Below are 22,500 nucleotides of genomic sequence, written 5' to 3'. Positions count from 1 at the left end.
ATTTTGGTGCGCGCATGCAAGGTTTATTCGCGGCTTACCCATTTGGCAAGATTTGCTGCAGATCAGCTATGCCGTCACGGGTCTATCGACAGCTACTCCGGGGTTGCTGCATCACTGCGGACGAGAGTATTCCCAGAAGTTTTGGATCGTATCGAGCCAGCGCTTAGACCGCTGGCGCATGGCGTGAGACGGAAATAGAAACAAGCACGACATGTGCTCGCCTTGAAAAGAAGCTCCTGCCTTCTGGGGCTGTGATGACATCAAGGCGGCCGTGGGCAGCCAAGAGCGCCTATGGTTGAGTCTCAGCCAGCGCCGCGTCCAACGCATCCGCTTGTGCGGTGAAATCACGTAGTCGGCGCCTCTGAAAGGTCTCCAGGTTGGCGAGCTTCCAGCGCAGTGCCGGAAGTTGCTCTGCATGCGTGCATTGCAGCAGTGACCACTGGGGTTGCGCGCGTGCCAGGCCACTCAGGAATTGACGGTGGGCCGCGCTCAGACGCCGTGGCAGTTCGTGCCTCAGCCGCCTGCGTGTTTTCAGCAAGTACTCCAGCGGACATTCCAGCTCCGTCATCCCAACGAAGGCTCGCTCGTACTCGGCGGTGATGTCTTTGTCGTTGCCGAACAGCACTTCATGGGTGGGCCGGTTGTGTCCGGCCAGATAGACGACGAAGCACTCGACCATCGCGTCGGTCATCTCGCCGGTCTCAAACAGGCAACAGACATCGAACAGGTCGCGCGGATGCTGCCGATCCAGCGCCGCAACGAGCTTGCCAGCATAGAGCTCCGCGGTGTCCAGCGTTGGCACTGCAAACTCCACCCCGAACAGATCGCGGGGTCTGGCACTCAATGGCTGGCGGACGACCAGCAGCACGTTGCCCCGGAACACGACATTGACCTCAACCTTCACCTGGCTGATCTCGTTCTCCGCGACCAGTTTGGTGTCCCCCAAGTCCTTGCTGCGGATAAGGCGCGTCTGCACCCCCAGCAATGCCACCCGCTCGGCAATCGCAGCCAGTTCCTGGTTGATCGCCTGCAGCGCCTGCTCTCGGGACTCCTGCCAAGGCAGATAGACCACATCGATGTCCACCGACAAACGAGGCATGTCCTGCACGAACAGGTTGATGGCCGTGCCGCCCTTCATGGCAAAAATGTCGTTGGCGAACACCTCAGGAGCGATATCCAGCAACAGGCGAACCGTGTCTGCGTAGTGCTTATCCATAGGGTTTCAGACTGAGCAAGGTGCCGTCATCGAGGCGGCTCATCCAGCGCTTGTCGCTGCCCGTGCGTACCGGGTACTGTTGCAGCAGGTCATCGACATCCAGAAGGCTGGTCTCACGCGCCCAGGTGAGGAACAGGCGCACGGCCTTCACGCTGGTGCAGCAGGACAGCAATTGTCCCAACAACGCCTTGCGAGGCGAGCGCAGGCCATCAAACAGATGACGCGCTTCCTCCAGGCTTTGCCCGGTGCCAGCCTCGTACAGCAGTTCCAGCGTGGCACGCTCAGGCACGGCCACGCGCAGCCCCTGCGTTTGTCCGGGCGGGGTGTGCAGGGTGGCTTCGGCCAAGTCGGGGTCGGACCAATCGAACAGCCGGGCATTCACATAGCGGGCCGGGAAACGCTCCGTGAACCAGGTGGGCAGCGCGAAACGGGCCTCGCCCCAGAGCACCAGCGTGTCGCGTACGCCCAGGTTGTGGCGCACCCCCTGCAAGGCCAGCGCGCTTTTGCCGCCGACATGCAGGCTGGCCACGCGCCGTTGTAGGAAAAGCAGCGCCCCGTTCACGTCAAAGGCATCGTTGGGGAAGGCATAGACCCCGTGTCCCAGGCGCACCAGCCACCCGCTCTCCGCGTAGCGGGCAGCCAGTTGGGGGGAGACGCCAAAAGATTGGAGCACAGGCAGGTCGAACGGTGCTCCGCGGGGGAGCGTCGCTTGCAGACCCTTGATTACCTGATGCCTTGTAGTTCTACTCATGAGATAAATATACAACACCATCTAATCATTGCGTAGGCCGAAGATAAGTTGGTGCCTGAAAAATAGCATCAGGGTTGAATATCTTGCATCAATCTAATCAAACGCAAGGGGAACCTCCTCGCCAGCGAGGATGATGACTGGCTGTGGCGAGGCTCCGAGCTGCGGCACGTCTGGCTGTCCCAGCTGGATCAGCGGAGCGGTCTGTCGACCGGCTCGGCACAGCGTTCCGTGGCAGTCGCTGGCGTTACTCAGACCTTGGTGGACTAGGACTCGTTGCCTGGTGTGCGGCGGTGGTACATAATGCGGTACTATGGCTGTAAGCCATGCGGGAAAAATCTCTGTGAATCAATAGGTTGGTCTCAATGTTCTGATTCCTTCACCCGCTCCAAATGAATTCAAGCACTTGGGCCAGCCTTCCGGGTTGGCCTTTTTGCTTTCTGGACCCGTGTAGCCATGGTGTAGCGGTCGACGCGCGGCGTATGCCACGGGAGGTACACCACGTCGATGTCCACCGGCAGGCGCGGCATATCCCGCACGAAGAGGTTGATGGCCGTGCCGCCCTTCATGGCGAAGATGCCGTTGGCGAACACGCCAGGCGCGACGGCCAGCAGCAGGCGAACGGTGTCCGCACAGGTCTTATCCATGAGGTCTCAGGCTCCGCAGGATGCCGTCATCGAGCCGGCTCATCCAGCGCGTGTTGCTGCCGGTGCGAACCGGGTGCGCCAGGAGGGCATCGACATCCACGAGGCACTGGTCTTGCGCGCCCAGGTGAGGAACAGGCGCACGGCCTTCACGCTGGTGCAGCAGGACAGCAGTTGCCCGAGCAAGTCCTTGCGGGGGAACGCAGTCCATCAAAGATGTTGCGGGCCGGAAAGCGCGAGGTGAACCAGGCCGGCAACGCGAAGCGACCGCCCCCCGCAGCACCAGCGTCTCCCGGCTGCCCAGGTTGTGCCGCACGCCCTGCAGGGCCAGGGCGCTCTTGCCGCCGACGTGCAGGCCGGGCACGCGCTGTTGCAGGAACTTCAGCGCACCGTAGACCCCGAACTCATCGTTCGGGAAGGCATAGACGCCATGGGCCAGGCGCACGAGCCACCCGCCGTCGGCATAGTGGGCGGCGAGCTGGGGCGACACCCCGAACTGCTCAGGGTGGCAAGGTCGAACGGCGCCCCGCGGGGGAGTCCCGCCTGCAGCCGCTTGATTACCTGATGCATGGAATTTTCATCCATGCTGTAAAAATAGCACGGAATCCAATCAGCCCCTGGAGCCATTGCAAGAGCGTGCAGGGAACGTAGCATAAGGTTTGATTTATCATGCAGAATCCGATCTTATCACTCCCGTTGGAATTTTTAGATGCCCTAACGGTTCCTACAGGGGTATTAATTGATTGTTCCGGGCACATCGGCATAATGAATCTCATGGGAGCTTTAAAAAGACATTAAATCTCTCTTGAAGGCGATTATCATGGACCACCCCCTCCCTCTGCCCGTCGAACGCGCCATCCGCAAGCTCGGCAGTGACATCGCTCTCGCGCGCAGGCGACGCTACATCTCCCAGGAGTCACTGGCCGAACGAATGGGCGCATCCTTGTCCACCGTCCGGCGCATGGAAAAAGGCGATGTCCGCGTCCCCATCCACTTCTTCGGCCGCGCATTGCACGTCTTCGGCGAGATCCAGGCGCTGGAGCGCCTGCTGGACACCTCCAGGGACGATATCGGCCTGACGCTGATGGACGAGCGACTACCCAAGCGGGTGCGCAGCAAGCCTCGCCCCCCGGGGGCGCTGTGAGGACCGCCGCAGCGCCGATGCGCCGCCAGGTCGAGCTTTGCATCGGCAAGTCCGGCTGGCAGGTTGGCTCGCTCGTGTATGTCCGACAGGGTCGGCGCGAGAACAGTGCAATCGCCTATCACGAAACCTGGCTGACCCATCCGGAGCGTTTCAATATCTCCGCCGACCTGCAACTCGCGCTGGGCTACCAGCCCCACAAGGCCGCCTCGCCACACGACTCGGTCTTTCATGGTGCGATCGCCGACACCGCACCGGACGCCTGGGGCCGGCGGGTGATCGCCCGCGACCACGCCAAGCGTCGCAGGGAAGATCCGCACCTGCCCGCACTGACCGAGATGGACTATCTGCTGGCGGTCGACGATTTCAGTCGCGTGGGGGCACTGCGCCTGCGCGACCCGGAAGGACCTTATCTGCGAACGGCGACCGAAGGTCGGCGCAGCACACCGCCGTCGATCGAACTGGAGCGGATCTTCCTGGCCAGCCGGGCAGTGGAGATGGGCCAGGAAACGACCGAGGACCTGCGCTATCTGCAGGGCAAGGGCACCTCGCTGGGCGGCATGCGGCCCAAGTGCACGATGGTAGATGCGGACGGGTGGCTCGCCATCGGCAAGTTCCCGAGCGTGGGCGACGCACGCAGCGTCACCCGCGGGGAGGTGCTGGCCCAACGGCTCGCGGCCCAGGCCGGCATCGACACCGCACCCGCGCGCATCGTGCAACTGGACGGGGTGCCGGTTGCTGTCATCCGCCGTTTCGACCGGGATGGCGAAGACGGCCGGATTCCCTATCAGTCGGCCGCCTCCCTGCTGCAGGCATCACGCGAAGAGGATCGCAGCTATACCGAGATCGCCGACACCATCCGTACGCACAGCCAAGCGCCCACCCAGGACACACAGCAACTTTGGCGCCGCCTGGTATTCAACCTGCTGATCACCAACGTGGACGACCACCTGCAGAACCACGGTTTCCTCCACGTGGCGCGAGGGCTGTGGCGCCTGGCGCCAGCCTTCGACCTCAACCCATTCCCGGACAAGGACCGGGAGTCCAAGACCTGGCTGTCCGAGCAAGACGGGCCGATCACCGACGTGCAGATGCTGCTGGCCCGCGCGGCCCGGTTCGCGTTGGACACGGATCAAGCACTGGCCGTCCTGGCCGAGGTGTATGCAGCGGTATCGAACTGGCGACAGCTCGCGCTCGATCGGGAGATCGGACTACGACCGCAGGAGCTGGAAGATTTCGCACCGGCCTTCGAGCACCAGCAAATGGCGGCGGCCGCCGCACTGCTGAGGTGACCAAGCCCTCGAAGTTCGCATCAACCAACGAGTTGGGAATTGGGCACCACCCCCTTTGCCATCCCCTTCGCCCGCTCCACACGGATTCAAGCACTTGGGCCAGTTCTCACGGACTGGCCTTTTTGCTTTCCAGGGGACGTGCCCGTCTCTTCAACCCGCCGCCCGGCTGCTCCGCCAAGCGTCGAAGTCGGCACGCTCGATGCGGGTCTGGCGGCCGTTGATGTTGCCCGGCAGATGCCGCCCGTCCCACTGCTCGGTTGCCCAGCGCATCACGTCGGCGTGCAGCTCACAGCGCTGGATCGCGCTCGCCAGCAGGATCTCGGCCTCGTGCACCCCGAGCCCCTCGTCACTCAGCAACTGCGCCGCCTCCCGCAGGCTCAGCGTGGAGGCATCTTTTTGCCCGCGGTCCGATTCAGTACTCATGCATGTCTCCACGGCAGAACCCACTGTGCTGGTATCCGCCCGCCTCTGCGGCGGGCGCTGCGCTTTCGCTTTCGCTTACAGCTTAGCCCGCGCAAGGAGGCGGGGCCAGTCAGGTACGGGTCGTGGCACGGCACCGCCCGCGCATGTTGCGATCCTGCCGGTTTCACTCCACCATGCCTGTTTGCCGCTCTCGTACCCCACCATGCGCCCCGCCCGCGCCCTGATCGACCTCGCCGCCCTCCGTCACAACTACCGCCTCGCCCGCCGGCGCCACGGCAGCCGGGCGCTCGCGGTGGTCAAGGCGAACGCCTACGGCCACGGCGCGGTGCGCTGCGCGCGGGCGCTCGCCGGCGAAGCCGACGGCTTTGCCGTCGCCTTCCTGGAAGAGGCACTGGAGCTGCGCGCAGCCGGCATCGTCGGCCCGATCCTGCTGCTCGAGGGCGTGTTCGAAGCCGCCGAGCTGGACGAAGCCGCCGCCCACGGCCTGTGGCTGGTCGTGCACCACGAGGCCCAGTTGCGGATGCTGGAGACGACGCCGCTCGCCGCACCGATCGACGTCTGGCTGAAGCTCAACACCGGCATGAACCGCGCCGGCTTCCTGCCCGACGCGGTCGAAGCCGCGTGGCGGCGCCTGCGCGCCTGCGGCAAGGTCGGCGAGATCGCCCTGATGACTCATTTCGCCCGTGCCGACGAGCCGCAGGTCATCGCCACCGCCGAGCAGATCGCCCGCTTCGACGCCGCCACCGCGCGCCTGCCCGGCGCCCGCAGCCTGGCCAACTCCGCCGCCATTCTCGGCTGGCCGCAGGCCCGCCGCGACTGGGCCCGCCCCGGCATCCTGCTCTACGGCGCCTCCCCCCTCGCCGACGCCGACGGCGGCCTCCAGCCGGTGATGACGCTGGAAAGCGCGGTGATGGCGGTGCGCGAAATCGCGCCGGGCGAGGCGCTCGGCTACGGCGGGCGCTTCGTCGCCGAGCGCCCGATCCGGGTCGGCCTGGTCGCCCTGGGCTATGCCGACGGCTATCCGCGAACGCTGCCCGACGGCACCCCGGTGAGCATCGACGGCGCTCCCGCCCGCTTGATCGGCCGGGTGTCGATGGACATGCTGACCGTGGACCTGAGCGCGTTGCCTGGCGCCGGGATCGGCAGCCGGGTCGAGCTGTGGGGGAAAGAGGTCGCGGTGAACCGGGTCGCCCAGGCCGCCGGAACGATCGCCTACGAGCTGTTGTGCAACGTCAAGCGGGTGCGCTTCGAGTACTGCGGCTGAACCGCGGCGGCAGCTGCGGGCCTCGGCTCGGCGGCTCAGTCGCGGACGCGGTCGATCACCACCTTCACATCGCGCGCGTCGGCGGCCACCGGCGCGCTCGCACCTTCGAGATCGCCGCTGCGCGGGGTGGCGTCGCCGCCCTTGGCAACGCGCGCCGCCACCACCACGCGCGCCGGCACCGGAAACTCGGCCCCCATCATCGGCGCCCCGTCGAAGCGGAAATCCACCGGCAGCTCGCTGCCCTTGAAGCGCAGCGCCGCCAGCGGCGGACCGCCGTCATCGCCGCGCACGAAGACGAACACCGCATCTTCGGGTGCGACCTGCGCGCCGAGCGCGCCATCGACTTCCAGCCGGCCGCTCAGCGCCAGCGTCGCCCCCGGCGCAGCGCCGCCCGCATCGGCGGCGAGCGGAGCGAGGCCGGCTTTGGCGCGGGCCTCATCGACGCTGGCGCGCACGCCCCTGGCGACCTCCTCACCGGCCGGAATCTGCGCCAGGATGCGCTCCCAGTAGCCGGCGGCGGCAGCGTAGTCGGCGCGCTGGTAGGCCGCAGTGCCGGCCAGCGCGAGCGCCTTCGGGTGCGTCGGCGCCGCCTCCAGTGCCTTGTGTGCCAGTGCTTCAGCCTCTCCGGCAACGGTGCCGCGCTGGATCGCAACGACGTCGGCCCAGTCGGAGAGCACGTCGGGGTCGTTCGGCACCAGCCCGTCAAGGCGGGCGTAGGCCGCCTCGGCCTTGGCGTAGTCCTGCAGCACCAGATAGGTGCGGGAAAGCATCCTCCAGCCTTCGACACTGTCGGGCTCCTGCGCGAGGCGTGCTTCGAGGGCGCCGACCATCTCCGCCACCTGCGCCTGGGTGAAACCCTGCTGGCCGGCGACGTTCTGCGGATCGAGGGCCTCGAGCTCGCCGAGCGCCAGATAGCCGGCCACCACCAGCGCCGGCACGCCCAGCGCCAATCCCAGCGCCCAGCCGCGACGTGGGCGGGAATCGGCCGCCCCGGCCGCTTCCGCAGCGGCCTCGCCTTCTTCCAGGGCACGGCGTTCGAGTTCCTCGCGGCTTTGGGCGTGGCTGGCGGGGTCGATGTGGCCGGCGGCCAGTTCGGCATCGAGTTCAGCGAGCTGCTCGCGCAACACGGTCAGCGCCATCGCGCTTTGCCGGGCCTGCGCCCGCCGCTGCCGCGCGCCCGCCCCCAGTAGCGGTGGCAGGATCAACAGCAGTGCGCCCGCCAGCAGCAGGCAGGCAAACAGGACGAAGACGGTCACGAACGGGACTCCGGGGATTCAGGGGGGGAGGCTGGCGCTTCGCCGCCGGCGAGCAGGGCGCGGGCACGGGCGCGGTCGGCCGCGCTCAGCGCGCCTGCCGCGGCAGTTTCGGCCTGGCGCCGGCGCAGGCGGTAAGCGAGCCAGCCGGCGCCGCCGAGCAGCAGCAGCAGCGGCCCGCCCCACAGCAGGGCGGTGGTGGCCTTGAACGGCGGCTCGTAGAGGACGAAGTCGCCGTAGCGCGCGACCAGGTAGTCGACCACTTCATCCTTGCTGTTGCCGGCGGCGAGCTGCTCGCGCACCTGGTTGCGCAGGTCGACCGCGAGCGGCGCGTTGGATTCGGCGATCGACTGGTTCTGGCACACCAGGCAGCGCAGCTTGTGCGCCAGCGCCATGACGTCGGCCTCGAGCGCGGGATCGGCGACCACCGCCGGCGCCACTCCGGGGTCGATCGCTGCGGCCGGCGCGTCAGCCGCCTGCGCGACAGGCGCCAGTCCCAGCGCGCAGGCCAGGGCGAGCATGCCGAAAGCACCGGACAAGCGCCGTCCGGGCGCGGCGGACAGGCGTTCAACCGGCACGGCGGACCTCCTCGATCCGGGGCAGCAGCTCGTTCTTCAGGCTGTCCGGGGTGATCGGGCCGATGTGCTTGTAGCGGATCCGGCCTTCGCGGTCGATGAGGAAGGTCTCGGGCACGCCATAGACGCCGAAGTCGATCCCGACCCGGCCGTCGATGTCGAGCACCGACAAGGCATAGGGGTCGCCATGATCGGCAAGCCAGCGCCGCGCACGCTCGATCGCCAGCCCGGTCTCGGCTTCGGGCGCCATGCCGCGGACGTTGATCGCGCCGTCGCCGCGCACTTCCTTGTAGTTGAGGCCGACGATCGGCACCAGCTTCTGCTGCGCCATCCGCACCAGCACCGGGTGCTCCTGGCGGCAGGCCACGCACCACGACGCCCAGACGTTGAGCAGCCACACTTCGCCGCGCATCTCCTCGAGGGCGAAGCGCTGTTCCGGCTGGTCGAGGCGGGCGAGGCTGAAACCGGGCGCGGGCTTGTCGATCAGCGGCGAAGGCACTTCACGCGGATTGAGGGTCAGGCCGAAGGCGAGGAAGCCGGCGAGGCCGAAGAACAACGCGAGGGGAACGAGAAACTTGGCTTTCATGAGAGTCCTTGAGCCCCCGCTCAGACCGGGGCCGGCATGCGCTGGTCGGCCCCGGCGGCAGCGTCACGCGCGGCCAGGCGGCGGTAGCGGCGATCGGCGGCGGCGAACACGCCCCCCAGCCCCATCAGCAGGCAGCCGAGCCAGACCCAGCTGATGAAGGGCTTGTAGTACAGGCTGACGATCCAGGCGCCGTCCTCGAGCTGCTCGCCGAGCGACACATAGACGTCGCGGAACGGACCGATGTCGATCGACGCTTCGGTCATCGGCATGCCCTGTGCCCAGTACAGGCGCTTTTCCGGGGTCAGGGTGGCGATCGCGCGGCCGTCGCGGGCGACCTCGACGATGCCGCGCTCGGCGTCGTAGTTGGGGCCGTCGGCGTCGACCGCGCCGCGAAAGGTGAACGTGTAGCCGGCGAGCTCGGCATGCTGGCCGGCCTGCATCCGGACGTCGAGGTGCTGGTCCAGGCTGCCGACCAGGGTGACGCCGGTGATGAACACGCCGACGCCGAGGTGGGCGAACCACATTCCCCACCACGATGCGGTGATCGCGCGCAGGCGCGAGGCGGCGGAGGCGCCGGCGCGCTCCCGCAGCCGGCCATGGAGCAGCTGCAGGCTGGCCAGCCCGACCCAGGCGGCGAGCGCCAGGCCGAGCGCGGTGCGCCAGGTCAGGTGATCGACGGCGAAGGCGACCCCGATCCCGATCGCAACGCTGGCGATGAAGGCCGGGGCCACCTTGCGCAGCGCCGCGGCGAGGTCATCGTCCTTCCAGCGCAGGAAGGGGCCGAACATCATCAGCACCACCACCGGCGTCATCAGCGGCACGAACACCGCTTCGAAGTAGGGCGGGCCGACCGAGATCTTGCCCAGGTTGAGGGCATCGAGAAACAGCGGATACAGCGTGCCCAGCAGCACCGAAGCCGAAGCCACGGTGAGCAGCACGTTGTTGCCGAGCAGCGTGGTCTCGCGCGAGACGAAGCCGAAGCTGCCGCCACCGGCCAGCTTCGGTGCACGCACTGCGTACAGCAGCAGCGAGAAGCCGATCACCACCACCAGCAGGGCGAGGATGTAGAGGCCGCGCTTGGGGTCGGTGGCGAAGGCATGGACGCTGGTGATGACGCCCGAACGGACCAGGAAGGTGCCCAGCAGCGACAGCGAGAACGCGCCGATCGCCAGCAGCACCGTCCAGCTGCGGAAGGCGCCGCGCTTCTCGGTGACGGCGAGCGAATGCATCAGCGCGGTGCCCAGCAGCCAGGGCATGAAGGAGGCGTTTTCCACCGGGTCCCAGAACCACCAGCCGCCCCAGCCCAGTTCGTAGTAGGCCCAGCCCGAGCCGACCGCGATGCCTGCGGTGAGGAACACCCACGCCACCGTCGTCCACGGCCGCGACCAGCGCGCCCAGGCGGCGTCGAGCCGGCCGCTGAGGAGCGCGGCGATGGCGAAGGCGAACGCCACCGAGAAGCCGACGTAGCCCATGTAGAGCAGCGGCGGGTGGATGATCATTCCCGGATCCTGCAGCAGCGGGTTCAGGTCGCGCCCGTCGGCCACCGCCGGCAGCAGGCGGTCGAAGGGGTTGGAGGTGACCAGCATGAACGAGATGAAGCCGGCGCTGACCCAGCCCAGCACCCCGAGCACGCGGGCGAGGAAGGCTTCGGGCAGGTGGCGCGAGAACACCGTCACCGCCACCGTCCACAGCGCCAGCGACATCGCCCACAGCAACAGCGAGCCTTCGTGGTTGCCCCACACGCCGGTGATCTTGTAGAAGATCGGCGTCGCGCTATGCGAGTTGGACGCCGCCAGCTGCACCGAGAAGTCGCTGCTGACGAAGGCCCAGGTCAGGCACAGGTAGCTGACCAGGATGAAGAGGAACTGTCCCTGCGCCGCGGGGCGGCCGACCGCCATCAGCGCCAGGCTGTTGCGGCGGGCGCCGACGAGCGGCACCACCGCCTGCACCAGGGACAGCACCAGGGCGAGGATCAGGGCGAAATGTCCGAGTTCGGGAATCATGTCACTGGCTCACCGTCTGTGCGGCCTTCTGCGCCTGCTCGACGGCGTGCGCGGCTTCGGGCGGCATGTAGTTCTCGTCGTGCTTGGCGAGGACCTCGGTGGCACGGAACACGCCGTCTTCGAGGCGGCCCTGCACCACCGCGCCCTTGCCCTCCTTGAACAGGTCGGGCAGCGTGCCGCGATAGGTCACGGGAATGATCTTCGCGGTATCGGTGATCGCGAAGCGCACGGTGAGGCCGTCGGCCTCGCGCGCGATCGAGCCCTCCTCGACCATCCCGCCGATGCGGAAGGTCTTGCCCGTCGGCGCCTTGCCTGCGGCCACTTCGGACGGGGTGTGGAAGAACACCAGGTTCTGCTGGAAGGCGCTCAGCACCAGGGCCACCGCCGCCACCAGCAGGGCGACGCCGCTGCCGACGAGGATCAGACGTTTGTTACGGGCTTTCATCTTTCCGACTCCGTAGCGGGTTCGGGCTCACCGCCGTTTTGCCTGCCGGCATCCTTGCCGAGCGCGCGCCGCCAGCGCAGCAGCCGGCGCGAAGTGTCTTTGCGGCGCTGGAACACGAGCATCAGCTCGAGCGCCACCATACCGAGGGCGAGGCCGTAGCTGCCCCACACGTAAAAGGCTGCGCCCCCCATGTCCCAGAACGCGGACCAGCTTTGCCACAGCATCAGGCACGCCCTCCGCCGGTTCGCAGCTCTTGTTCGAGCACCGCCCCCACCCACTCGGTATGACGCTCGCGCTCGAGGATCATCGGCCGCACCCGCCACAGGACCACGGCCAGGGTGTAGGCCCAGGACGCCAGCGCCATCACCAGCATCCCGGCGAGCATGGTTGCGGCCATCGACGGCGCCTTGGTCAGACTCACCGAGGCGCCCTGGTGCAGGGTGTTCCACCACTGCACCGAGAAATAGATGATCGGCACGTTCACCGCGCCGACCAGGGCGATGATCGCCCCGGCGCGATCGGCGCGGCGCGGGTCCTCGATCGCGCGGGTGAGGGCGATGAAGCCGAAGTACAGGAACAGCAGCAGCAGCTGCGAAGTCAGGCGCGCGTCCCACACCCAGTACGCGCCCCAGGTCGGCTTGCCCCACAGCGCCCCGGTCCACAGGGCGACGACGCAGAACAGCGCCCCGGTCGGCGCCAGCGCCTGGCTCATCAGGAAGGACAGGCGGGTGTTCATGACCAGGCCGACCGCCGACCAGAAGGCCATCACCAGGTAGATGAACATCGACATCCAGGCTGCCGGCACGTGGATGAAGATCACCCGGTACACCTCGCCCTGGGTGGCGTCGGTGGGGGCGACGAAAAAGCCCAGCCACAGGCCGGCCACACCGAGCACCGCTGCCGCCACCGCGAACCAGGGCGCGAGCCGGCCGGCGAGGGGATAGAAGTTCTGCGGGGCGGCGAAGCGGAACAAGCTGCGAGCGCGTTCGGGTTTGTTCATGCGCTGAAAAGTCGCTTTACAGGTTGGCGGAGCCCTCTTCGGGAAGGCCTCCGCAGGGTGTCATCAATCAGTCGAAATCCTCAGCGCTGCCGCGCACGCCACGGGTGCAAGCGCGAGCGCGCCGGCCAGTCCGCCTCCCAGCAGCAGCAGGTGGGCCGCCGCGCCGGAGCCGGACAGCTCCGCCTCCACTGCACCGGCGCCGAAGATCAGCACCGGCACGAACAGCGGCAGCACCAGCAGCGCCAGCAGCATCCCGCCCCCACGCAGGCCCAGGGTCAGCGCCGCGCCCACCGCCCCGAGCAAGGCCAGGATCGGCGTGCCGAGCATCAAACTTATTACCAGCACCGGCAGACCACCTTGCTCCAGGTCAAGCAGCAGGGCCATCGCCGGCGCCACCGCGACCACCGGCAGGCCGGTGCTGAGCCAGAACGCGAGCACCTTGGCCGTCACCCACAACGCAGCCGGTTCCCTAGACAGGAGAAGCTGCTCCAAGGTTCCGTCTACGTAATCCTGGGCGAACAGCCGGTGCAGCGACAGCAGGCAGGCGAGCAGCGCCGCCACCCACAGCACGCCGGGGGCGATCGCGCGCAGCTGGTTGGGTTCGGCGCCAACCCCGAACGGGAACAGGCAGACCACGATGATGAAGAAGGCGAGCGTCACCAGCACGTCGGCGCGGCCGCGCCAGGCCAGCAGCAGGTCGCGGCGCAGCACGGCGAAGAAGGTGCTCAGCATGCGAAGGCCCCGACGTCGAGCACCGCCGGCGGCGTCGCGAACGGCGCATCCTGATGGGTGGTCAGCATCACCATGCCGCCGTCGGCACAGTGCGCCGACAAGGTGGCGGCGAGATCGGCCACGGCATGGACGTCGAGCGCGGTAAACGGTTCGTCGAGCACCCACAGCGGCCGCGCAGCGGACAGGAACAGGCGCGCCAGGCCGACGCGCCGGCGCTGGCCCTGGGACAGCACCCGCGCCGGCAGGTCGAGCTGGCGCGCGAGGCCAATCCGCTCCAGGGCGTGGGCGCAGGCCTTCTCGTCGACCGCGTCACCGGCGGCGGCGCAGGCGAAGCGCAGGTTTTCCAGCGGGCTCAGCAGGTCGTTGAGCGCAGCGGCGTGACCGAGGTAGAGCAGCTCGCCGTGGAAAGCCTCACGCGCACGCCGGATCGATTCGCCGCGCCAGCGGATCTCGCCGGCCTCGGGCAGGGCCAGCCCGGTAGCCAGGCGCAGCAGGCTGGTCTTGCCCACGCCGTTGGGACCGGCCACGCGCAGCAGCCCGCCCGCCTGGAGGCGGAAGGCGAGGCCGCGGAACAGCAGGCGATCGCCCTTCAGGCAGGCGAGATCTCGGGTTTCAAGCATGGGGGAGGATTGAACCACAGCATGCTGCATTGCGCCATCCCGACCGCAGCCGGGCCGGTCGCGGGCGGCAGCGGAGCGCTCAGCCGCGCATATGCTCGACCGCCCACACCGCGGCCTCGACCCGCGAACGCAGGTCGAGCTTGCGCAGGACGTGCTTGACGTGGACCTTCACCGTGCCTTCGGCGATGTCGAGTTCGCGCCCGATGTGCTTGTTCGACAGCCCGGCGGCGATCTTTTCGAGGATGCGCACTTCCTGCTCGGTGAGCCCGGCGGCGGCGACCGACTGTGGCCGGCCCTCGCTACGCAGCGCGGCGGCGAGCAGGTGGTTGAGCTGCTGCGGGATCACGACGCGCCCGGCGGCGACTTCGGCGAGGGCGCCGAGCATCTCTTCCGGCTCCATGTCCTTGAGCAGGTAGGCGTCGGCGCCGGCGCGCAGCGCCGCGACCACGTCCTCCCCCTGGTCCGATACCGTCACCATCACCACGCGTGCGCCGATGCGCGAACCGCGCAGGCTGCGCAGTACCTCCAGTCCGCTCATGTCGCGCATGTTCAGGTCGAGCAGGACCAGATCGGGCAGCAGCGTGCGCGCCATGGCGAGTCCTTCCTCGCCGCTGGCGGCCTCGCCAGCCAGCCTGAAACCGTCCACCGTCTGCAGCAGCTGCGCCAGCCCTTTGCGGAACAGCGGATGGTCATCCACGATCAGGACCGATTGCATTTCGTTCATTGTCAAAGCAGCTCCGGCTTGAAGTTCCACCCTGAGGCAGTCGGGTTCGGTGCAGCAGGCGGTCGGGGCCTGCCCGCCCGCCGTCAGTCGGTCGCGGGGAATCCGGCCTTGCCGCCGAAGGCGCCGCCGGCCACCACCCGCGCCGCGGCAAAGCGCACCCGGACCCGGGTGCCGCCTTCCGCACGGTTGCCGATTTCGATCTCGCCGCCGAGGCTGCGGGCGCGCTCGCGCATGATCGACAGCCCGTGGTGGTTGCGCGCATCCTCGGGCGGGGCGCCAAGGCCGACGCCGTCATCCTCGACCTCGATCCTGACCTCGCCGCCGGCCTCGCCGAGCACCGCCACCCGGGCCCGGCGCGCACCGGCATGGCGCACCATGTTCGACAAGGCCTCGCGCACGATCTGCAGCACATGCACTTCCTGGTTCGGACTCAGCACACAGTCGCCCAGGCGCAACTCGAGCGTCACCTCGAGCTTGCCACGCGCACCGTACTCCCGCACCGCGTCGCCGAGCAGGCGGTCCAGGTCGCCGGAAAGACCGAGGCGAAACGACACCAGCAATTCGCGCAGCTGGCGGTAGGCGGCATTGATCCCGGCGCGCAGGTCGACCAGAATCGGCCCAGCCTCGGCCGCGCGCGCCGGATCGCCGGCCACGCGCTGCAGCAGGCTGGCCTGGATCTTCATGTAGGACAGCGCCTGCGCCAGCGAGTCGTGCAGTTCGCGCGCGATCACCGAACGTTCCTCCTGCAGCGCGAGCAGGCGCTCCTGCTCGCCGCGCCGCGCCGCGCCCAGCGCCATGCCGATATGGCGCGACAAGGCCTCGACGAGCTGGCGCTGCCAGTCCTCCAGGCTCGCCCCCGGCGGCAACGCCAGACGCAGCATGCCGTAGTGATGTTCGCGGTCGCGCAGCGGAAAGCGCAGCAGATCGCCGTTGCCCGGAGCCATGCTGATGCGGCAGGCGGCGCACGCATCCTCGCCGCGGGCGATACGCTCGGGGCAGACGCCGAAGGTCGATGCGATCACCGTCGCCGCGGCCGCGGCCTGGGGCTCGATGCACACGAAGCTGCCGCTCAGCCCGGCAACCCGGTCGATGTCGCGCAGTGTGGCCGCGTAGGCTTCGGGCGCGGTCGGGCTGTGGTAGAGGCGGGTGATCGCGTGATAGAGCAGTTCCAGCGCACGGTTGCTGCGCTGCAGCTCGGCGGTCTTCTCGGCAACGTGGCGCCCGAGATTGCCGTACAGCTTCTCCAGTTCCCCCGCCATCAGGTTGAACGAGGTGCCGACACGGCCGATCTCGTCTTCGCCGGTGTTGCGCACGCGCGCACTGAAGTCGCCGCCGGCGATGCGCCGCGCCGCCTCGAGCAGGCCACCGAGCGGACGCAGCAAGGCGCGGTAGAGCAGGCCGAGCGCGATCACGGCGACGATCAGGGTCAGCCCCATCGCCAGTGCCAGCGCCTGGTGCAGGCGATGGATGCGGGCCTCGCTGTCGTGCTCGAGCGCCGCCACCAGTACATCGATCTGCTCGACGAAGGCATCGACCTCGGCCAGCAGCTGCTCGATTCCGGCGGCCGACAATGCCCCCTCGCGGGACAGCGCCTCGAACCGCGGCTGCAGGCTCGAACGCCACGCCGCGTGCACCCCGCGGTAGGCCACGGCGAACGGCGCCTGCGGCGCGCGCGCGATCGCCTGTGCCAGTGCCGGGTGTTCGAGCTGGCGCTCGAAGTCGCCGCTCACCGCCATCCCGCGCGCGGACAAGCCGCGCCCCCCCAGGCTGTCGACCGCGGCCAGGCTCGGAATGCGCTGAGCATAGAGGCGGAGGCTGCCGGCGACCTTGATCGCCTCGGTGCTGCTGCGTGCGCGCTCGACGACCAGCACCGAGGCGCTCATCCCGGCAAGGCCGATCAGCGCCAGGGTCAGCATCGCCACCGTCACCAGCAGCATGATCGAGCGCCGCCGCACCGGCGGCGGGAGCTGCATGTTCATCCGCATGCGTCCGTCACGCCGGTGCCGCCGGCAACAACGTGGACATATCCCGTTTTCCCATCTGGCGCCCCGTAAAACTTTAAAAACCCAATATATTCAATATCCTTCACCAGCGCATCACGATCATCCAATACCTCCTCGGAGGTATATGCAGCACCTCCCGGCGACGTTTCCGCACCCCCCTGGAGATCGATCGCCCGGGCCGGGAGGCTAGTGTACAAACCCGCCACAGCCTGCTGCGGCTGGTCATGGAGTACGACATGAAAGCCAAACAACAACGCACGCCCCCCCTTCTTTCCGATTTCGCCCCCTTCGACCTGCTCGAGCCACCGGCGCTCGAGCGCATCACCGCCAGCGTCCGCCCGATCCACGCCGCACGCGGCGAGCTGCTGGTGCAGCGCGACGACCGTGCGCGCGGCGTCCACCTCGTTGTCGACGGCGACGTGAAGTGTTTCGTGCTGTCTCCCTCGGGCAGCGAGAAGATCGTCCGCATCGCCGGCAGCGGCGCTTTCTTCGGCGAGGATGCCGCCCTCCTCGATCGCCCCCACGTGGTCAATGCGCAGGCCATGCGTGCCTGCGAGCTGCTGCTGGTGCCGACCGCGGCGCTGCGCGCGGCGATGGACGCCTCGCACCGCTTCTGTACGGCGATGGGCCTGCACCTGGCTGCCGCCAGCCACGACCTGATGTCGACGCTGCAGCTGCAGCTGCAGCTGAGCAGCACGCAGCGGGTCGCCCACTATCTGACCCGGCTCGCGCCGGAAGATGCCGAGCATTGCGAAATCCACCTCGAAACCGACAAGCAGACCATCGCCGCCCAGCTCAACCTGACCCCGGAAACCCTGTCGCGGGTGCTGGCGCACTTCGTCCGCGAAGGCCTGATCCGGCCCCGTGGCCGACGCGGCATGGTGCTGAGCAAGCTGTCGCAGCTGCGCACCTGCGCCGCGCATTAGCGCGCCCGCGGCGGGCGCCGGAGCGCACTCACAGCGGCCGCACGCGGGCAAGATTGCCCGGCGCCGCGAGCCAGCGGCTGAGGATGCGCCAGGTGTCGAGATCGAACGCCGGCGTCCGGCCGGCGGCCGCCGCCAGTAACGCATCGGTGGAGTCCGCGCTGGCGAGGTGGCACCAGTGCGCGAACAGGTGGAAAGCCTCGCGCCCGCTGCCTTCATGGTGTTCGCCGATGATCACCGCGCCGGCCCACGGCCAGGGCTTGATGCGCACCGGCTCGAGCGCGGCGGCCAGGCGCGCGTCGTGCGCGGCCGGCGTTTCCCGCCCGGCACAGACTCCGGCGCAGCGCCGGGCGGCATGGGCCGTGCACGGCCCCGTAGCGCCCGCTTCGAGACCGAGCCGGCGCGGGCACAGGCGGTACAGCAGGGCCAGCTCGCGCAGCAGGTTGTCGGCCTCGCGCGGAGAACGGAACGCGCCGTAGAGCCCGTCCCAGCTGCCGGGATCGGTACCGGCGATGTTCACCCGCTGCCAGATCGGTGCGCGCCGGCGGTTTTCCAGCAGACGCAGGGCGAAGGCCTCCGCGCCGCTCTCGGGCGCGCGATTGGCGCTCGGGCGCAAGGCGCACAACAGCGTGTGCTCGAGCAGTTGCGCACCCAGCTCACCGGCCGTCTCGCGCCACTCCACGCGCTGCACCTGCGCCGCCAGGCCGGCGTCGCGGCCCTTGCGCGGCACCCCGGAAAAATGTTCCTTGACCCGCGCACGCAGGCTCGCCGCGCGGCCGATATAGAGCGGGCGGTCGCTGCGCCCGGGCGGCGGCGCCTCGGCCTCGGCATGCAACAGGTACACGCCGGGCACGTCGGGCAGCGCTTCGAGCAGGCCTTCGGGCAGGCCGGGCGGGGTCTGCGGCGCCTTCATCGCCCGCGCCACCGCCTTCTCGAGCACTTCGCCAGCAAAGCCCGCGCAGGCGAGCCGGACGAACTGCCACAACACTTCGGCGTCACCCATCGCCCGGTGGCGCGCGGCGCACACCAGGCCGTGGCGCTCGATCAAGGCATCGAGGCCGTGGCGGTGATACTCGGGATACAGCGCGCGCGAGAGCTTGACCGTGCACAGCACCGGGGCGTCGAATTCGCGCCCGCAGCGGGCGAAGGCGTTCTTGATGAAGCCGTAGTCGAAACGGGCGTTGTGGGCGACGAAGACGCAGCCCTCGAGGAGGCCGGCGACGGTGTCGGCAACGGCCTCGAACGCGGGCGCACCCGCGACCATGGCGTCGCTGATCCCGGTCACGCCCTGGATCAGGGCGGGAATCGGCTGCCCGGGGTCGACCAGGCTGTCCCAGCGCGCAACGACCTCGCCGTCCTCGACACGGAGGATGGCGATCTCGGTGATGCGGTCGCGCACCGGGTGGGCGCCAGTGCTCTCGACGTCGATGAAGGCGAGGCGGCGCGGCAGGCTCATCGGGGCGCGCCCGTCAGCGCACGGGCGTGGTGCCGCACCGGGCGGCCGTCCTTGCCGCGGGCAGCGCGGCGCCGGTCAGCGCTCAATGGCCGCCGACGTCGTAGTAGTAGGGCTTGACCGGCACCCGCGCCTGCGCCAGGCGCTGCTGTTCGGCGACGTCCTGCGGCTTGTCCCACCACAACGCGCGCCCCGTCTGCTGCTGCTCGCGCTGCTCGGGATGTTTTTCCATCCATTCACGCATGAATCGGGTGTGTTCGGATTCGTACATCGCCATTCGGATTCGCTCCACGGATCATCGGTACAGGGGCGGCATTCTACCAGCGCTGCCGGCGTTCAGCCCACGCGGCCGTCGCCCTTGACGCGGCCGATGCGCACCACGTCGGACTGGCGGCGGACCGACCGCATCACCTTCGCCAGGTGCATGCGGTCACGCACCTGGAGGATGAAGTGGAGCGCGGTGTAGGTGCCCTGCTCGCTGTCCATGCTGACGCTCTGGATGTTGCAGTCCTCTTCCGCGATCGCGCTCGCGACGCGGGCGAGCACGCCACGCGAGTTGCGGCTGAGGACGCGGATGGCGACATCGAACAGGCGCTCGTCGCTGCCGCGCTCCCAGTCCACATCCACCCAGCGCCCGCGGTCGCCGCGCAGCTTGGCGACGTTGGGGCAGTCGTGGGTGTGGACTTCGAGCCCCTGGCCCTTGCGCAGGGTGCCGATGATCGGGTCGCCCGGGATCGGCCGGCAGCAGCGCGCCAGCTGCACCGCGATGCCTTCCGAGCCGCGGATCGTGATCGCCCCCGCGGGCTTGGGCTTGATCACGTCGGGACGGCCGGATTCCAGATCCTGCACTTCGGCGAGGCGGCGGGCGACGATCGCCGGCAGGCGCTTGCCGAGTCCGAGATCGGCGAAGATTTCCTTCTTGTAGCGCACCCCACGGTCGCGCAGGAAGCGGTCCCAGGCGAAGGTCGACACCTGGCCGAGAGTGAGCCCGTGCGGGCGCAGGGCCTGGTTGAGCAGGCGCTCGCCGAGCGCCACCGACTCGTCCTGCTGGGCGTTCTTCATGAAGTGGCGGATCTGCGAGCGCGCCTTGCCGGTGCGCGCGTACGACAGCCAGGCCGGGTTGGGGTTGGCGTGGGCGGCGGTGATGATCTCGATCTGATCGCCGTTGCGCAGTTCGCTGCGCAGCGGCATCAGGTCGCCGTTGATGCGGCAGGCGACGCAGCGGTTGCCGATGTCGGTATGCACCGCGTAGGCGAAATCGACCGGGGTCGAGCCCTTCGGCATCGAGAAGATCGTGCCCTTGGGCGAGAACACGTAGACCTCGCCCGGGAACAGGTCGATCTTGACGTGCTCGAGGAACTCGGTGGCCTCGCCCGAGGTGGACTGCAGCTCGAGCAGCGACTGGAGCCAGGAGTGGGTGCGCTGCTGCAGTTCGGTGAGGGTCTTCTCGTCTTCCTTGTACAGCCAGTGCGAGGCGACGCCGCTCTCGGCGATGTGGTGCATCTCGCGGGTGCGCACCTGCACTTCCACCGGCATGCCGAAGGGGCCGATCAGGGTGGTGTGCAGGCTCTGGTAGCCGTTGGCCTTGGGAATCGAGAGGTAGTCCTTGAATTTGCCCGGCACCGGCTTGAACAGCGCATGCAGCGCGCCAAGGGCAAGGTAGCAACTGGGCACGTCGCGCACGATGACGCGAAAGCCGTAGATGTCGAGCACCTGCGAGAAGCTCAGGTGCTTCTCGACCATCTTGCGGTAGATGCCGTACAAGTGCTTTTCGCGCCCCTGCACCTCGGCCGAGATGCCCCATTGCGGCAGGCGCTCCTCGATGCTGTGGCGGATGCGGCCGACGACTTCGCGGCGGTTGCCGCGCGCGGCGCGGATCGCCTTCGCCAGCACCGCGTAGCGCAGCGGATACTTGTTGCGGAACGCCAGCTCCTGCAGCTCGCGGTAGAGGTCGTTGAGGCCGAGGCGGTTGGCGATCGGGGCGTAGATTTCCAGCGTCTCGCTGGCGATGCGGCGGCGCTTGGCGGCACGGACGTGGTCCAGCGTGCGCATGTTGTGCAGGCGGTCGGCGAGCTTGATCAGGATCACGCGCAGATCGCTCGCCATCGCCAGCAGCATCTTGCGGAAGTTCTCGGCCTGGGCCTCTTCCTGCGAGCGGAATTCGATCTTGTCGAGCTTGGACAGGCCGTCGACCAGTTCGGCGGCGACCTTGCCGAAGCGCTCGGCGATCTCCGCCTTGGTGATGTGGGTGTCCTCCATCACGTCGTGGAGGAGCGCGGCGATCAGCGCCTGGGGGTCGAGGCGCCAGTCGGCGACCAGCGAGGCGACCGCCACCGGGTGGGTGACGTAGGGCTCGCCGCTGATGCGGAACTGCCCGGCATGGGCGTTGGCGGCGAAATGGTAGGCCGCTTCGATGCGGCCGACGTCTTCGGCCTTGAGGTAGCCGAGCAGCTTGGTCTTGAGCTGCTGGAAATCGAGCGCGAGGACGCTCGAGGCCGGCGGCCGGAAAGGAGGCAGGGGGACGCCGACGTCGCTGGTCGCCATGCTCGCCCCGCCCTGCGGGTCAGGCCTGCCCGCGATTGAGCATCTCGAGGCCGACCTTGCCTGCCGCCACTTCGCGCAACGCGATCACGGTGGGCTTGTCCTTGTCGTTGGGGTCGAGTTCGATCTGCGGCGTGCTGCCGATGGTCAGCTGGCGGGCACGGTAGGTGGCCGCCAGGGTGAGCTGGAAGCGGTTCGGGATGCGTTTGAGGCAGTCTTCGACGGTGATGCGGGCCATGTTCAGTCCTGTTCGAGAAAATTGAAATATTGCGGATGCCGCTGGTGCTGGCACTCGTAGCGCAGGCGCGAGGCACGCACCACGGCGATGAGGTCATCGAGCGCGGCATCGATTTCATCGTTGATTATAACGTAGTCGAATTCGCCCACATGGCGCATTTCCCCGCGCGCGCCGAGCAGGCGGCGGCTGATCACTTCGTCGCTGTCGGTGCCGCGTCCGCGCAGGCGCGCCTCGAGCGCCTCCACCGACGGCGGCAGCACGAACACCCCGATCGAACCGGGAAAGGCCTTGCGCACCTGCTGCGCGCCCTGCCAGTCGATTTCGAGCAAGGTGTCGCGGCCGGCGGCGATCTGTTCCCTGAGCCAGGCCTTCGAGGTGCCGTAGTAGTTGCCATGCACTTCCGCCCACTCGAGGAATTCGCCGCGATCGCGCAGCGCGCGGAAGGTGGGCACGTCGACGAAGCGGTACTCGCGCCCATCCTGTTCGCCGGGGCGCGGCGCGCGGGTGGTGAAGGAGATCGACAACTGCACGCGCGGATCGCGCTGCAGCAGTCCGTGCACCAGGGTGGTCTTGCCCGCGCCCGAAGGCGCGGTGACGATGAAAAGGGTTCCGGGCATGGGGTCGGCTCCGTGGTCGAGCGTCGCATTCTGCCATCGCCGCCGCCGCCATCGCCAGC

At 68.4% G+C, this 22,500-nt stretch carries 23 protein-coding genes and 2 pseudogenes; 4 read left to right on the top strand and 21 right to left on the bottom strand.

The window, feature by feature from the left end:
• Positions 1 to 289: 289 nt before the first annotated feature.
• From Tchl_RS01305 to Tchl_RS01290, 4 genes and pseudogenes are all read right to left on the bottom strand, one after another.
• Entirely contained in the window at positions 290 to 1,216 is a 927-nt protein-coding gene (locus tag Tchl_RS01305) for a nucleotidyl transferase AbiEii/AbiGii toxin family protein (RefSeq protein WP_075146800.1), read from the bottom strand.
• Complete coding sequence (locus Tchl_RS01300; protein ID WP_232311634.1) at positions 1,209 to 1,988, bottom strand: type IV toxin-antitoxin system AbiEi family antitoxin domain-containing protein; 780 nt, start codon at positions 1,986 to 1,988, stop codon at positions 1,209 to 1,211. The genes Tchl_RS01305 and Tchl_RS01300 overlap by 8 nt, the downstream gene beginning before the upstream one ends.
• Positions 1,989 to 2,377: 389 nt before the next feature.
• Positions 2,378 to 2,611 (bottom strand): annotated as a pseudogene (locus tag Tchl_RS01295) (nucleotidyl transferase AbiEii/AbiGii toxin family protein); the annotation flags it as partial.
• Positions 2,604 to 3,193: pseudogene (locus tag Tchl_RS01290) on the bottom strand (AbiEi antitoxin N-terminal domain-containing protein). The pseudogenes Tchl_RS01295 and Tchl_RS01290, both read right to left, overlap by 8 nt.
• A gap of 235 nt (positions 3,194 to 3,428) precedes the next feature.
• Here Tchl_RS01290 and Tchl_RS01285 point away from each other — a divergent pair.
• Positions 3,429 to 3,752, top strand: a complete 324-nt coding sequence (locus Tchl_RS01285; RefSeq protein ID WP_075146799.1) for a helix-turn-helix domain-containing protein — start codon at positions 3,429 to 3,431, stop codon at positions 3,750 to 3,752.
• 17 nt (positions 3,753 to 3,769) lie between these two features.
• Positions 3,770 to 5,041: a type II toxin-antitoxin system HipA family toxin gene (locus Tchl_RS01280; RefSeq protein WP_075146798.1), complete on the top strand. Its 1,272-nt coding sequence runs from the start codon at positions 3,770 to 3,772 to the stop codon at positions 5,039 to 5,041.
• A gap of 150 nt (positions 5,042 to 5,191) precedes the next feature.
• On the opposite strand, the gene Tchl_RS01275 is transcribed toward Tchl_RS01280, so the two are convergent.
• On the bottom strand, positions 5,192 to 5,464 hold the full coding sequence (locus Tchl_RS01275) for a hypothetical protein (protein WP_075146797.1): 273 nt from the start codon (positions 5,462 to 5,464) through the stop codon (positions 5,192 to 5,194).
• Between the two features lie 202 nt (positions 5,465 to 5,666).
• Between Tchl_RS01275 and alr the strand changes: the two genes are divergently transcribed.
• Entirely contained in the window at positions 5,667 to 6,728 is a 1,062-nt protein-coding gene (gene alr, locus Tchl_RS01270; protein WP_075146796.1) for an alanine racemase, read from the top strand.
• Positions 6,729 to 6,763: 35 nt separating this feature from the next.
• On the opposite strand, the gene ccmI is transcribed toward alr, so the two are convergent.
• The 11 genes from ccmI to Tchl_RS01215 form a co-directional block, all read right to left on the bottom strand.
• Positions 6,764 to 7,984 carry a c-type cytochrome biogenesis protein CcmI gene (ccmI, locus tag Tchl_RS01265; RefSeq protein ID WP_075146795.1) on the bottom strand — a complete coding sequence of 407 codons (1,221 nt, stop codon included), beginning with the start codon at positions 7,982 to 7,984 and terminating at the stop codon, positions 6,764 to 6,766.
• On the bottom strand, positions 7,981 to 8,502 hold the full coding sequence (locus Tchl_RS01260) for a cytochrome c-type biogenesis protein (RefSeq protein ID WP_083945279.1): 522 nt from the start codon (positions 8,500 to 8,502) through the stop codon (positions 7,981 to 7,983). Before Tchl_RS01260 ends, ccmI begins: the two co-directional genes overlap by 4 nt.
• 46 nt (positions 8,503 to 8,548) lie before the next feature.
• Positions 8,549 to 9,142 carry a DsbE family thiol:disulfide interchange protein gene (locus Tchl_RS01255; RefSeq protein WP_075146794.1) on the bottom strand — a complete coding sequence of 198 codons (594 nt, stop codon included), beginning with the start codon at positions 9,140 to 9,142 and terminating at the stop codon, positions 8,549 to 8,551.
• A 20-nt stretch (positions 9,143 to 9,162) separates the two neighbouring features.
• Positions 9,163 to 11,145: a heme lyase CcmF/NrfE family subunit gene (locus tag Tchl_RS01250; protein ID WP_075146793.1), complete on the bottom strand. Its 1,983-nt coding sequence runs from the start codon at positions 11,143 to 11,145 to the stop codon at positions 9,163 to 9,165.
• Between the two features lies 1 nt (position 11,146).
• Positions 11,147 to 11,590, bottom strand: a complete 444-nt coding sequence (gene ccmE / locus Tchl_RS01245) for a cytochrome c maturation protein CcmE (protein ID WP_075146792.1) — start codon at positions 11,588 to 11,590, stop codon at positions 11,147 to 11,149.
• Positions 11,587 to 11,814 carry a heme exporter protein CcmD gene (gene ccmD, locus Tchl_RS01240; RefSeq protein ID WP_075146791.1) on the bottom strand — a complete coding sequence of 76 codons (228 nt, stop codon included), beginning with the start codon at positions 11,812 to 11,814 and terminating at the stop codon, positions 11,587 to 11,589. The genes ccmE and ccmD overlap by 4 nt, the downstream gene beginning before the upstream one ends.
• Positions 11,814 to 12,590 carry a heme ABC transporter permease CcmC gene (gene ccmC, locus Tchl_RS01235; RefSeq protein ID WP_075146790.1) on the bottom strand — a complete coding sequence of 259 codons (777 nt, stop codon included), beginning with the start codon at positions 12,588 to 12,590 and terminating at the stop codon, positions 11,814 to 11,816. The genes ccmD and ccmC overlap by 1 nt, the downstream gene beginning before the upstream one ends.
• A gap of 63 nt (positions 12,591 to 12,653) precedes the next feature.
• A complete protein-coding gene (gene ccmB / locus Tchl_RS01230) occupies positions 12,654 to 13,322 on the bottom strand; it encodes a heme exporter protein CcmB (RefSeq protein ID WP_075146789.1) in 669 nt (222 codons plus the stop codon).
• On the bottom strand, positions 13,316 to 13,942 hold the full coding sequence (ccmA, locus tag Tchl_RS01225) for a cytochrome c biogenesis heme-transporting ATPase CcmA (protein ID WP_075146788.1): 627 nt from the start codon (positions 13,940 to 13,942) through the stop codon (positions 13,316 to 13,318). The genes ccmB and ccmA overlap by 7 nt, the downstream gene beginning before the upstream one ends.
• A gap of 79 nt (positions 13,943 to 14,021) precedes the next feature.
• Positions 14,022 to 14,666, bottom strand: coding sequence for a two-component system response regulator NarL (gene narL / locus Tchl_RS01220; RefSeq protein WP_075146787.1), 645 nt, complete (start codon positions 14,664 to 14,666; stop codon positions 14,022 to 14,024).
• A gap of 83 nt (positions 14,667 to 14,749) precedes the next feature.
• Positions 14,750 to 16,645: a HAMP domain-containing protein gene (locus tag Tchl_RS01215; protein WP_075146786.1), complete on the bottom strand. Its 1,896-nt coding sequence runs from the start codon at positions 16,643 to 16,645 to the stop codon at positions 14,750 to 14,752.
• A gap of 260 nt (positions 16,646 to 16,905) precedes the next feature.
• Here Tchl_RS01215 and Tchl_RS01210 point away from each other — a divergent pair, with 260 nt between their 5' ends.
• Positions 16,906 to 17,595 (top strand): Crp/Fnr family transcriptional regulator, encoded by a 690-nt coding sequence (locus Tchl_RS01210; RefSeq protein ID WP_075146785.1) that lies wholly within the window; start codon positions 16,906 to 16,908, stop codon positions 17,593 to 17,595.
• A gap of 28 nt (positions 17,596 to 17,623) precedes the next feature.
• Here Tchl_RS01210 and Tchl_RS01205 read toward each other — a convergent pair whose 3' ends face one another.
• From Tchl_RS01205 to gmk, 5 genes are all read right to left on the bottom strand, one after another.
• The gene (locus tag Tchl_RS01205; RefSeq protein ID WP_075146784.1) at positions 17,624 to 19,048 is read right to left on the bottom strand and encodes an exonuclease domain-containing protein; all 1,425 of its coding nucleotides are present in this window, start codon (positions 19,046 to 19,048) and stop codon (positions 17,624 to 17,626) included.
• 82 nt (positions 19,049 to 19,130) lie between these two features.
• Positions 19,131 to 19,322: a DUF3460 family protein gene (locus tag Tchl_RS01200; protein ID WP_075146783.1), complete on the bottom strand. Its 192-nt coding sequence runs from the start codon at positions 19,320 to 19,322 to the stop codon at positions 19,131 to 19,133.
• Between the two features lie 59 nt (positions 19,323 to 19,381).
• A complete protein-coding gene (locus tag Tchl_RS01195; protein WP_075146782.1) occupies positions 19,382 to 21,589 on the bottom strand; it encodes a RelA/SpoT family protein in 2,208 nt (735 codons plus the stop codon).
• Between the two features lie 19 nt (positions 21,590 to 21,608).
• Positions 21,609 to 21,824: a DNA-directed RNA polymerase subunit omega gene (gene rpoZ, locus Tchl_RS01190; RefSeq protein ID WP_075146781.1), complete on the bottom strand. Its 216-nt coding sequence runs from the start codon at positions 21,822 to 21,824 to the stop codon at positions 21,609 to 21,611.
• Between the two features lie 2 nt (positions 21,825 to 21,826).
• On the bottom strand, positions 21,827 to 22,441 hold the full coding sequence (gmk, locus tag Tchl_RS01185) for a guanylate kinase (protein WP_075146780.1): 615 nt from the start codon (positions 22,439 to 22,441) through the stop codon (positions 21,827 to 21,829).
• Positions 22,442 to 22,500 lie beyond the last annotated feature (59 nt).

The sequence above is a fragment of the Thauera chlorobenzoica genome, from assembly GCF_001922305.1.
Taxonomy (GTDB): domain Bacteria; phylum Pseudomonadota; class Gammaproteobacteria; order Burkholderiales; family Rhodocyclaceae; genus Thauera; species Thauera chlorobenzoica.
This window is presented reverse-complemented; position numbering and strand designations above follow the sequence as displayed.